The organism is Zobellia russellii (genome assembly GCF_018728565.1).
Lineage (GTDB): Bacteria > Bacteroidota > Bacteroidia > Flavobacteriales > Flavobacteriaceae > Zobellia > Zobellia russellii.
The window spans coordinates 748,820-761,319 of the sequence record NZ_JACSOI010000001.1 but is presented as its reverse complement, the minus strand read 5'-3'; the positions used below and the strand labels follow the sequence as shown (position 1 = coordinate 761,319).

Annotated in this window: 10 protein-coding genes; 1 reads left to right on the top strand and 9 read right to left on the bottom strand. The window is 39.6% G+C overall.

Features of this window, described 5'->3' with window-relative positions; translation table 11 throughout:
• Positions 1 to 48: 48 nt before the first annotated feature.
• From bioB to bioA, 5 genes are all read right to left on the bottom strand, one after another.
• Entirely contained in the window at positions 49 to 1,143 is a 1,095-nt protein-coding gene (gene bioB / locus H9565_RS03230) for a biotin synthase BioB (protein ID WP_215437421.1), read from the bottom strand.
• Between the two features lie 140 nt (positions 1,144 to 1,283).
• Positions 1,284 to 2,720, bottom strand: a complete 1,437-nt coding sequence (locus tag H9565_RS03225; protein ID WP_215437420.1) for a flotillin family protein — start codon at positions 2,718 to 2,720, stop codon at positions 1,284 to 1,286.
• A 4-nt stretch (positions 2,721 to 2,724) separates the two neighbouring features.
• Positions 2,725 to 3,303: a hypothetical protein gene (locus tag H9565_RS03220; protein ID WP_215437419.1), complete on the bottom strand. Its 579-nt coding sequence runs from the start codon at positions 3,301 to 3,303 to the stop codon at positions 2,725 to 2,727.
• Between the two features lie 66 nt (positions 3,304 to 3,369).
• Positions 3,370 to 4,554 carry a beta-ketoacyl synthase N-terminal-like domain-containing protein gene (locus H9565_RS03215; protein WP_215437418.1) on the bottom strand — a complete coding sequence of 395 codons (1,185 nt, stop codon included), beginning with the start codon at positions 4,552 to 4,554 and terminating at the stop codon, positions 3,370 to 3,372.
• Positions 4,555 to 4,563: 9 nt separating this feature from the next.
• Entirely contained in the window at positions 4,564 to 5,865 is a 1,302-nt protein-coding gene (gene bioA / locus H9565_RS03210) for an adenosylmethionine--8-amino-7-oxononanoate transaminase (protein WP_215437416.1), read from the bottom strand.
• A gap of 76 nt (positions 5,866 to 5,941) precedes the next feature.
• Here bioA and H9565_RS03205 point away from each other — a divergent pair, with 76 nt between their 5' ends.
• Positions 5,942 to 7,564, top strand: coding sequence for a glycosyltransferase family 39 protein (locus tag H9565_RS03205; protein WP_215437413.1), 1,623 nt, complete (start codon positions 5,942 to 5,944; stop codon positions 7,562 to 7,564).
• Positions 7,565 to 7,571: 7 nt separating this feature from the next.
• Here the strand turns inward: H9565_RS03205 and bioD are convergent, their stop codons facing one another.
• From bioD to H9565_RS03185, 4 genes are read right to left on the bottom strand one after another with little or no spacing between them, the layout of a single operon-like run.
• The gene (gene bioD / locus H9565_RS03200) at positions 7,572 to 8,189 is read right to left on the bottom strand and encodes a dethiobiotin synthase (protein ID WP_215437411.1); all 618 of its coding nucleotides are present in this window, start codon (positions 8,187 to 8,189) and stop codon (positions 7,572 to 7,574) included.
• Between the two features lies 1 nt (position 8,190).
• Positions 8,191 to 8,574, bottom strand: a complete 384-nt coding sequence (locus tag H9565_RS03195; protein WP_215437408.1) for a putative signal transducing protein — start codon at positions 8,572 to 8,574, stop codon at positions 8,191 to 8,193.
• A gap of 1 nt (position 8,575) precedes the next feature.
• Positions 8,576 to 9,730 carry an aminotransferase class I/II-fold pyridoxal phosphate-dependent enzyme gene (locus tag H9565_RS03190; protein ID WP_215437406.1) on the bottom strand — a complete coding sequence of 385 codons (1,155 nt, stop codon included), beginning with the start codon at positions 9,728 to 9,730 and terminating at the stop codon, positions 8,576 to 8,578.
• A 41-nt stretch (positions 9,731 to 9,771) separates the two neighbouring features.
• Entirely contained in the window at positions 9,772 to 12,330 is a 2,559-nt protein-coding gene (locus H9565_RS03185) for a toxin-antitoxin system YwqK family antitoxin (RefSeq protein WP_215437403.1), read from the bottom strand.
• Positions 12,331 to 12,500: the final 170 nt, after the last annotated feature.

Here is a 12,500-nt window from a genome sequence, read left to right as displayed (position 1 = left end):
AGTTGGCAAATTTAATTAACCTTATGGAAATATTTTCTTAAAATTAACCTAATCTACCACTTTACTCTTTGCCTTAGCCTCCTCATTACGCTCAATAGTATGGCCCGGTCGGCTCCATTTTGGCTTTTCACCAAGAGGTTGCAACTTAGATTCCGAAGCTTCCACAGTTTTGGGTTGAGAAACTTTGGTAAACGGCTTTTGAGGATTTAATCCCAATAATTTGAACATTTCCATATCCTCGTTTACGTCAGGATTTGGAGTGGTCAATAACTTATCTCCAGCAAAAATAGAATTGGCTCCGGCAAAAAAGCACATAGCCTGTCCTTCCCTGCTCATTTCTGTACGACCAGCAGATAAACGCACTTGGGTCTCCGGCATCACAATACGCGTGGTAGCCACCATACGGATCATATCCCAAATGGAAACAGGCTCCATATCTTCCATTGGCGTACCTTCTACGGCTACTAATGAATTGATAGGCACAGATTCCGGTTGTGGGTTTAGACTAGCCAAAGCCACCAACATTCCGGCACGGTCTTGAACTGCCTCTCCCATACCTATGATACCACCGCTACAAACTGTTACGTTGCTTTTACGAACGTTATCTATAGTTTCTAGACGATCCTCAAATGCGCGGGTAGAAATAACATCTTTATAGTAGTCTTCTGAAGTATCCAAATTGTGGTTATAAGCGTAAAGACCTGCCTCTGCCAAACGGTGTGCCTGGTTTTCGGTTAACATACCCAAAGTACAGCAAACCTCCATATCTAGCTTGTTAATGGTACGTACCATTTCCAGAACTTGATCAAACTCAGGACCATCTTTTACGTTACGCCATGCAGCCCCCATACAAACACGAGAACTACCGGAAGCTTTTGCCCTTAAAGCTTGAGCCTTTACATGCGAAACTTTCATAAGATCGTTTCCTTCAATATCCGTGTGGTATCTTGCCGCTTGTGGGCAATACCCACAGTCTTCCGGGCAACCGCCCGTTTTTATAGAAAGTAAAGTAGACACCTGAACCGTATTGGGATCATGATGTTTTCTATGGATGGTAGCCGCATCATACAGCAGCTCCATTAAAGGTTTATTGTAAATATCAAGAATCTCTTCTTTCGTCCAGTTATGTCTAGTTTCGCTCATAGTCTTTTTGAAATCTGGCTTCAAAAATAACCTTTCTAAATTTAGAATACCAAATAAGGCCAAATAATCATGCTTATAGAAATGAAAAAAGCCCGCTGAAATAACTCAACGGGCCCTTATTCTAAAGATTGAAAACCGATTTATTCCTTTTCTTTTTCCTTGCCCGAATTAACAGATTTTACATCTTTAACCTCGTTTTCATCGGCTACATCCTTGCCTTTTAAATATTCTGGCAATTGCATTCCGGCCATATTAAACATTTCCTGCAATGGTGGGACCGACTTATACATTCCAGAGATAAAATTAGCCGTTGAGCCTTTTCCATCTGCTGTCTTGGCACCGGAATCCCACACGGTTACTTTATCAATTTTAATGTTTTTGATAGCTTCTGCTTGGGTTTTTACCAATTCAGGAAGCTTATCGGCCACTAATAACAATACCGCATCTTTAGGATTGTTGCCTGCAGCTTTTACAATTTCGTCAAGACCTTGTGCTTGCTTCGTTAAGATTTCGAACAGACCTTTTGCTTCGGCCTGTGCCTTGAACAGAATAGCATCTGCCTCACCTTTTGCTTTTCTACGGATCATCTCTGCTTCTGCTTCGGCATCAATCTCAACTTTCTTTTTATCTATTTCCGCAGGAACTACAATATCTGCCATTTGAGAACTACGTACCCTTTCCGCTCTTGCAATTTCTGCATCTTTTTCAGCCGCATAAGACTCTTCCAAAGCTTTTGCTGCCTGTACTTTTTCCGCTGCAATAGCTGTTCTTTCCGCTTCCGCTTCTCTCTGACGACGTAACGAATCCGAATTTGCTACATTGATTTTTGCAATATTTTCCCCTTCTACAGCCTGCGCGTTGGCAGCTGCCACCTGTGTACGTTGATCCTGTACCGCATTGGCCTCACCAATAGAACCATCTCTGTTTTTCTCAGCAACGGATTTTCTTGCCGCGTTAATAGCGTGTGCCGCGGCTTCCTTACCCAAAGCTTCTATATAGCCCGACTCATCTACAATATCCGTAATATTTACGTTGATAAGTTTGAGACCCACTTTCTTTAATTCCGATTCTACACTCTGTGAGATATTAGTCAAAAATTTATCTCGATCCGAATTGATTTCCTCAATATCCATTGAAGCCACTACCAAACGTAATTGACCAAAAATAATCTCTTTTGCCAAATCCTGAACCTCTTGCATACCCTGCCCCAAAAGACGTTCGGCGGCATTTTGCATAATTCCCGGTTCCGTTGAAATACCAATGGTAAAACGAGAAGGGACATTCACCCTAATATTCTGCTTACTTAACGCGTTTACAAGATTAACCTCAATGGAAATAGGCGTTAAATCCAAATATTCATAATCCTGGATCACGGGCCAAATAAAGGCGGCACCACCATGAATACATTTTGCCGAACTACCGGCACCTACTTTACCATACACCACAAGGATACGATCAGAAGGACAACGTTTGTACCTTCTAATGAACGATATGATAATGATAAAAAAGAAGAGAATGGCAAAGCCAATGGCGAGCAACGAGGCGCTTCCCGCTAACTGTAAGGGTATTAATAACATTTGGTTATTTATTTAGGGGTTCAACAATTAAAATTCCGTTTGCGGTAACTTCTTTTACGATAACTACATTGCCTTGCACAAGGTCTTCATTAGCATTGGTCAATGCTTCCAGTTCGCGCAGTGTTCCCTGCACATTTATACTTACTTTACCAATGCTCTTACGATTGGCTCCAATAGTTAAATACACCTCACCAATTTGGTTAAGGGCATTCTTAAGTTTGAGAGTACCGCTGCTTTGCAGTTTACCCAAATAGTAGAATAAAGATGCCATGGCCAACATCATTAGCAGACCGCAAATCAACGATATAAGAACCGTAATGCCTTTGGACATTCCCGCATCCAAGCAAGCGATACCGGACCACCCAAAAAGGGTAAAAAAACCAACAAGGTTTTTAAAGGATAAAAATTGAAATTCAATTCCGGTGTCCGCATCAATATCGGCATCTACATCGCCATCTATATCATCTACCTCCCCACCAATAAAAGTTAATAATAGAAGAATAATGAGAATTACGGAGGCCACTAAGGCCGTTACCCAATAGATTTTCTCAAATAAAGTCATCATTTCGAACCCTAGTTCCATAAGCTAAAAGTTAGGTTGGCGATTAAAGATAAGAATAATCTTACCTTAAACTAATTCGAAAGCGGACTATACGTTACGAGACAATAGAATAGAAACTGCATTACCCCCAAAACCTACCGCATTTACCAAAACTTTACTAAGTTTTTTTGGTGTAGACGAATAGGTAACGAAAGGTACTTTTACCACCTGTTGGTGCTGCAACATCAAGACCGCCAATTCTATGCTTAACGCTCCCGAAGCTCCAAAAGTATGCCCTACTTTCCATTTATTTGTAGTCAGAAAAGGCAACTTGTTACAAAATACTTTCTCAATGGCCTTATACTCAGATATATCTCCCTTAATTGTTCCTGGCGCATGCATTACAATGGCATCTACCTCATTTGGATTTATTTCTCCCAAAGCCATTTTCATGGAACTCTGAAAACACTCCGCATCCGTAGAGATTGAAATATTATGGCGCAAAGGCTCTGTGGCATACCCTACACCCTCAATTACGGCCAAGGTTTTAGAGGAAACTCCATTTTCCAAACAGATAACGGAGGCACCCTCTCCAAGAACCATCATGTTCCTTTCCTTATCAAAGTCCAAGGCACGGTTCGGGAACTCATTCCCCTTATTGGTATCCGTATCCTTTTTGTATTGGGAATATATTTTTAGTGCCTTCATTTGGGCAATGGTAAAAGGCGTTAACGGGGCTTCGCTGCCACCTACCAAAAATTTGTTTGCCATATCGCTCCTTAGCCATGCCACACCGTTTAAAACAGCATGAAGTGCCGTAGAACAGGTTATGGAATGAGAAATTTCCGGACCTTGGGTCTTAAGGTCATGCGCAATCCACGAGGAGATATTCCCTAAGGTTGTAGTTGGTGAAGTGAGCGTTGCCGTTTTGTTATTCGCCAAAAACTCTTGATGGTATTTTTCAAAAAGTGCCGTTGCCCCTCTTGAGGACCCTATGTTGATACCAAAGTCATCTCCCGCTTTCCATCCGGCTGTGGCAATGGCCTCTCTTGAGGCATACAAGGCGAAAAGAACGGAATCATCAAGGCTTTTATATTTATTGTCCGAATTTCTGAGTGCCTCTATCGCTTGCTTAGACTCATTGGACAAAGCGGCTATCCATTCTAACTCCTCTCCAAATTCATTTTGAATAAAAAAATGGTTGTCTTTAGAGTAGTTCGCCCAAGTTTCGCTGGAAGTTTTCCCTAATGGGGAAATTGAGCCTATGGCGGTAATGGATATTGGTTCTTTCAAGCGGCAAGTTTAAATACTGTTCAATAAATCTTCTATGGTAGCATATATTTTTTGCAACTGCGCATCCGTAATCACATAGGGAGCAGAAATATAAATGGTACTACCAAGGGGCCGCAAAAATACGCCATTATCCATAAAATGTTTGAACATTTGGTCACGTAAATTCCCGTAACGTTCCATTTTTACATTAAGGTCCAAGGCGTAAATAATACCGCATTGGCGGGTACGGGCTACTTTTGGGTGCTTTCTAATTTTAAGGTCGAACACCTGATGTGATGCGATTATGCTTTGAATTCTAGCCTGGATATCCTGTGATTGCAACAGTTCCAGTCCGGCCAAAGCCGCAGTGCACGCCAATGGATTACCTGTATAGGTATGACCATGGAATAAACCTTTAGCCAATTCATCGCTATAAAAGGCATCATAAACCTCTTGGGTACAACTCGTAATTGCCATAGGAATCAAGCCCGCAGTCAAGGCCTTGGACATGCAAATTATATCAGGTTTGGTTTCAATATACTCCGAAGCAAAGGGTTTTCCGGTTTTTCCGAAGCCCGTCATTACCTCATCGGCAACGGTGAGCACTTCATGCTGTTTTAGAAGGCGTAAAATACGGTCTAGATTTTCGGCTTTGTGCATTTTCATCGCCGCGGCACCTTGTACCAAAGGCTCGTAAATGAAGCCTGCAATATCGTTTTGTTTTAACCTCGTTTCCAACTGAAGTAAGATTTCCTCAATATTTTCATCCGTAGGAACGGCAACTCGCTCTACATCGATAAAAAATTCCTCAAATGGGCCGTTGTACACCGAAAGCCCAGAAACGGACATGGCACCGAACGTATCTCCATGAAAACCTTCTTCAAAAGCAAGCATGGTCTTGCGCTTTCTACCCTGATTAAAATGGAACTGTAAGGCCATTTTAATGCCTATTTCTGTAGCCGTGGAACCATTATCGGAAAAGAAGAGTTTTTGTTGGTTTTTGGGCAAAACCTTTATCAGCTCTTCGGACAGTTTTACTGCAGGTTCATGGGTAAATCCACTAAATACCACCTGATCCAACTTTTGCATTTGAGCATGCACCTTGTTGGTAATATACTCATTGCAATGACCATAGGCACTGGTGTACCATGAGGCTATGCCATCTATATATTCCTTTCCATTCTCATCGTACAAAACAGCACCTTTTGCCCTAACTATTCCTAACATGTTAGAATGCAGTTTATGCTGCGTTAATGGGTGCCACAGGTGTTTTTTATCTCTAGCGGATAGCGTTTCGGTTACTAGGGTTTCTGATGTATTTGCCTTCTTCATGATGCAAAGATGAGGAATTAAAACTTTTTTTTTGAAGTATTTTGTTGATCTTTAGACCAACAAAATCTATAAAAACATGAAGTTTTTTGATGCCGGATTTTTACACCCGACCAATACCAAAAACCTATACTTGCTATCGTTTTTAATAATTGTTCTCTACACGATATCCCTTTTTTACAATCTACACCTTGCTCCTCTATACACAGAAGAACCGCGTCGCGCCCTTGTAGCCCTAGAGATGCTGTTGAACAACAATTTTGTGGTTACTACCATTTTGAACCAAACTTTTTATGACCATCCCCCACTTTGGAACATTGTATTAGCGGGTAGCATTAAACTTTTTGGCTACAATACCTTTGCCCTTAGATTTCCTTCTGCTTTTTCCTTTTTTCTCACCGGTATTCTCTCTTTTTATATGGGAAAGAAATATGTTAATACCAAATTTGGCATTTTAGCCGCTTTCTATTACTTGGTATGTGCAGATATCTATTTTTATTTTTCCGTTACCGCAGAGATTGACATCTTTTATTCCCTCCTAGTGGTTCTAAGTATTTTTAGCATTTTTCACTTTTATCAACAACGGCGGTTTTTCCTTATGTTCGGTTGTGCCTATTTTTTTATTACACTTGCTTTTTTAACCAAGGGGTTTGCTTCCTTTGCTTTCATTATAATTACACTGGGCATTTATTTACTTTATAAAAAAGATTTAAAAAGACTTTTCTCCTGGCCTCACATTTTCAGCTTTTTATTATCGGCAGCAGCAGTCTATGCTTACTTCTACATCTACGGAAGCTATGAAGATTTGGGCAGGTACGTTTCGGAAATGTGGGGACTAACACAGCAGCGCACCTTACTAAGCGACAAATTTGACGGGATGATCAAACACCTTTTCTTTCTTCCTTTAAACTTTTTAGCGGTTATATTTCCAGCAACTTTATTTCTTTTGTTCATTTGGAAAAAAGAGCAAATACGCAACATTAAAGCAAACCCCTATTTGTTGTTCCTAACCCTTATTTTTCTTGGTAATTTTCTGGTATACTGGGTGTCGCCGGGAGCCAGAATGCGTTATACCTACATGTTCTTTCCTATGGTCATAACAGTGCTTACCTATCCTTTGTTTCTTCAACTTAACGAAACTAACTGGAAACATAAAACGTACCATATCTTCTTTAAAGTTCTGATGATCGCTACCTGTATTGCATGCTTGGCTATTCCGTTCATTGGTTATTTTTCAATTATTCCACATCTAAAATATACCGTGCCAATTTTTGGGCTAGTTGTAGCAGCAATATTTCTTTTTCACCATAAGACTATAGGTTATACCAAACACCTTTTTGTTATTGCTTTTATTGTAATGTGTAGACTGGTCTTTGACCATGTTGCCTTACCTCTAAAGGCATTGACCTCCTCCAGTGCACCGCACCAGACCTATGCAAAAGACATTCATAAAATTATTGGCGACGAAGCTCCGCTCTATGTTTTTACCCAAGAAGATTTGCGCACCCATATTCAGACACCTTTTAAACTCTACGCGACAGCAGCATACCTAGAAATGTCCCGTAAGGTCATTGTAACAAAAACCGACCAATGCGAACTGCCCGGTTACTATATATTTAACCAGCAAAATTTAGAAGACCGTACACCGCTATACAAATTTACAATAAGTGAAGTGGATATGGCCCTAGTGCGAATAGACTAAAAAGAGACTAAAGAGACTTTAGTGCAGACCTGAATTTATCAGCATATTTCTTAACAACGGCTTTATCAAAACTAGCCTCTTCATCTATACGACCAATGGCAGAAACACCGGTTTTGTGCAGAATAATATTTTCGGTTTCAGGATTAGAGGCTCCGCTAAAAAGTATGGACACATCGTACCCTTTTTGCTGTAACCAACCCACCGTTAAAAGTGTATGGTTGATGCTTCCTAAATAATGCCTGGATACCACCACAACATGATAGGTGGGCATAATTATATCCAAGACCGTATCATTCTCGCTAAGGGGCACTAAAATTCCTCCGGCACCTTCAATAACAAGAGAATTATCCGTTTGGGGTTCAACAATTTCTAGTCGGTCTATCTTTACACCGTCCCTTTCTGCAGCAGCATGCGGACTCATTGGTGTTTTTAACTCGTAGCTACTTTTATGAATAACGGTCCGTTCATTGGAAATCAAGGATTTAACCTTATCGCTATCCGTATTGTCCAAATCTCCGGCTTGTACAGGTTTCCAATAATCGGCCTCTAGGGCTTCCGCTATAATTGCCGAAGCTATAGTTTTTCCTACTTCAGTTGAAATTCCTGTTACAAAAATCTGCTGCATGCTATTGAGGTTTTGTTATCATGTTACAATGTAGGCATTTGTATTTTTTTTCCTCAAAAAATGGAAAAAGTTTATATAAAATTCCTTTTCTGTTATAATACACCTCTGATTTTTGCATTTTACAGTTAGGACACACAATCAAATTACCATTATCATCTATGGCATAGGCCCTAATTTCATTATAAATTTCTACAGCCTTTTCCCTATCTTCCGTGTAGACCTGTACTTTAACCCCGCCAATTGCATTACTGATCATTGGGTCTGAATTAAGTGTATATTCATCTTTCAAGAAAACAGATATTCCCTCAGATTCCAATTTTCCCTTTAGAATCTGAACATCCGCCGGATATTCAAAAGAAGCTATGGTATAAAATTTTTCTTTCATACTACACCGTATCCATTACCGTTTTGAGTAAATTATCTATCTCCTTTTCGGAATTAAAACTATGAAGACAAATTCGCAAACGTTCCTGACCTGCAGGCACAGTGGGTGAAAGAATAGGCCTGATATCAAATCCCTTTTCTTGAATTGCCTTGGCCATATCGCGCACCTTATCGTTGCCTGGCACCAAACAACAATGAATGGCAGAATTACTGGAAATAAACTGCCCCTGCAATCCTGAGCTAACCAATTTACGGTTGAAATAAGATATGTTATGTTTCAATTTCTCCACCTCAACACATTGATTTTTAAGATGGCCGTAAGCCGATAAAACCGAAGCGACCGAATTTGGTGAAAGCCCAGTGGTATAAATAAAACTCCGAGCAAAATTCACCAAGTACGTTTTTAGCGAAGCACTCCCCAAAATAGCGGCCCCATGGCAACCCAAACCTTTACCGAAAGTTACAATTTGGGCAAAAGCTTCTTTTTGCAAATTCAATTCATGGAGCAAACCTTCACCTTGCTTCCCAAAGACCCCAACGGCATGGGCCTCATCAACAACGAGCCTACAGTTGTATGTGCCACATATTTTGGCAAACCCAACTAGATCGGGCGTATCTCCATCCATAGAAAAAACAGATTCCGTTACCACATAAATTTCTACATCTGGGTGATTACGACTTCGCTCTGCTTTACATCTTGCTTCTAAATCGGCAAGACTGTTATGTTTAAACTTGTAACTTTTGGCATTGCCCATGCGCATTCCATCACGAATACTGGCATGAATATATTCATCATACAGAACAACATCTCCTCTTTGGGGCACGGAACTAAAAAAACCAATATTGGCATCATAACCGGAATTAAAGACCAGCGCAGCTTCCGATTTGTGAAATGCGGCCAACTGCATTTCCAGTTCTGCGTATAGCGGGTGATTCCCGCTTATTAATCTAGAACCGGTAGCCCCATTTACTACGCCTGGCATTTGTTTCAGGATATTTTGGGCAACATGGTACAGCTCGGGTTTTTGAGCAAGGCCCAAATAATCATTTGAAGAAAAGTCTACCCATTTTGCATTTGGCACCGGCAAATTGCGCATGGCGTTCTGCCGGGCCCTATCCTCAAGTTTTTGTATTAGTTTATGGGGCAGGTTTACCATACCCCAAATGTAAGCTGTTTAATTAAAACATACATATTTAATCAATACAGGATACCCTCGTTAAAATACTTCACTTCCAATCCTAGCTTTTGCGAGAAAAAAGTATGTTCTCCAAAATAAAGCCTTTCTTCGGATGAAAACAAAAGCTTATCATCTTCTCCGTAAATGGACAGTAGAAGGGCATCCCCTTTTTTATTAAGACTATAGTATGCCAAATTTTTATCGTTATATCCCTGTTTCAAATACACCGTTCCGCTCACAAGTTGGCCTTTATCGAAAACGGCTCTCGCCAACTCTTTACCATCCACATCATATTTTACGACGTCTCCATTCAGCTGTCCTTGCCACAATTCAAAACTGTATTTTATCTTCTCTCCATTAGGAAAATACTTCTTACAGCTCACTATGCCATCCTTTGAATAGGACTTGACCAATAGGCCTTCTTTAGTTTTTATATCTTCTTTAAGCAGTTGTCCGCCTTTATAGGTTTGAATGGTATTTTTATAACTGGAAACTGATGTCCTCACACCATCCATGGGCATTCCGTCTTTATACAGCATTTCCCCAATTTGCTCGCCATCCTGATCATAATATGTAGCTTTTCCATTTAATTTATCATTCTGGTAAATTTCTTTTGACAGCAAAACACCTTTATATGTAAAGGTTTTAAAAACGCCTTCTTTTTTGTCGTTCTTGAAAGTTCCTTCTGCGAGTAGGTTTTTACTATAATCCAACTTTTTGTAATCCCCAGATTTCTTGCCCTCTTTAATCTGAAACAATTCCCTTGAAATTGGGTCGTAATACTCACCGCTCCATGGTTTTTGATTCTTGAATTTTACTTCGGCAATTAATTTACCGTCCCTATCATAAAAAGACGCACAGCAATTAACATCCATGTTTTCAACCAGTACCGGATTAATATTACCATACTTAGCATCATTTCCGTAATCATATTTTTTAAAGGCGATTTGTTCTCCATTTTTGATTACCTCATATTCTTGAACCGCATCCGAATCTCCAAAAAATTTATATCGCGTTCCTTCCTTTTTTATATAATCAAAAGAACCCAAAACCTCTTCTGTTTTACTGTAGAAAGTCCCGGTTGACTCCACATACTTTTTATATAAAGTTTCGCTCTGTTTCTTGCCGTTACTATAAAACTTTATTTCCTTGGTTTTATAATAACCTTCTCCATCATATTCTTCTATTCTCTTAAAAACAGCAGAAGAATCTTCATCGATCTTTCTTTTTCTCCAGTAGGTTTTACGAATTAGCCCTCCGTTTTCATACTCTTCTATTCCGCTTACGGATCCATCATTATAATCGTAGGTATAACGCTTACCCTCCAAAGGTTTTGGATATGAACTACTGTTTTCTAGCGCTAGCTCTCCCAACTTGTTCGCCTCCTTGTCATAATAGATTTCTATTTCGTTGGTTTTCTCAATTTGAACAATATCGGTCTTATAGAAAAAGATAATTTCCTTGATCAATTCTCCGTTTTCATAGGTTCTTTGTCCCAATGAATTAATTTCCGTACCGTTCATGGGCTTATAGTTTTCATACTCCATCTTTGCCAGCTCGGAACCATCTTCTGTATAACTTACCTGAAGTATCTTTTGCCCATCTTTGAATGTATTTATTGCTTTTACCTGACCGTTCAAATAGTAATCTGCGTCCTCACTTATTTTACCATTGGTGTAAGTTGTTTTTCTAGCAATTTTATACTCATTTTCATAATTGTCCTTGTAGTTTCCGTAAGCAAAATTTATTAAGGTTCCGTTGTTGGGGATAATGCCATAAGCATCCATTTTATAGTTTATCCTACCCATCTCCTCTCCTTCCGGAGTATAATAAATATGGGCCAAATCCGGCTCCTTCTGAAAGAACGATCGGAGTTTTCCGTTGGGATAGTAAAAAGTCTGCCCCAATACCGTACCTCTACTGTAATAGTTAATGTTTTTAACTCGCATGGGGCCATACATATAAGTTACCTCTTCTCCTTTGATATTGCCGTTGGGCGAAGTTGTTTTTTCCCCAATATATGTACCTCCTTCTCCATAATATTTTGAACTGAGCTCGTATATATCTTTGGTGCCAATACGCTCAAACCGTATACCGCCTATATCATCTTGATAGACGATTTCCTTTATGGTATCACCCGCCTTTTCCATATAGTACATACGGTCTCCATAACTTGTATTCCTTTTTCCCGATATAAATTGACCTTTGCTATATTTTGCCTTTAACTTATTCCCTTTTAAATAGGTTATAAAATCTCCTTCTAGGTAACCTTGCTCATAATCGCCTTTTTGATAAACAGAGCCATCTTCATTATACCATGTTACCTTACCTTGCCAAATGTCCTTTTCCGCGGATAGTGAAAACCCTTCCATTTGTCTCTTCCCGGACAGGTAAAAATCCTGCATATGAAACAACTCACCATTTTTCGTAACCGGAATTCTAAAGAACGAAGCACTATCTTTCACCGTAACCGGTTTCCAACTTTTATTATAGTAGATAGTGTCATTTTGGGCATGTACAACACTTATTGAAGCTATTACTAAGATGAACCAAGTGTAACTTTTTAAAGAATGAATCATAATGAGGTTTTTATTGACAACAAAGGTAAGACCAAGCATTTCTTAAGAACACCCCTTTTTCAGGGGTTTTATCTAAATGGAAAGATTATAGAATATCGTCCTGAACAATAACTAGGGTTATTTAAAATTTATTGTGAATGGCCTACACATACTGAAAAAAGTAATACCCC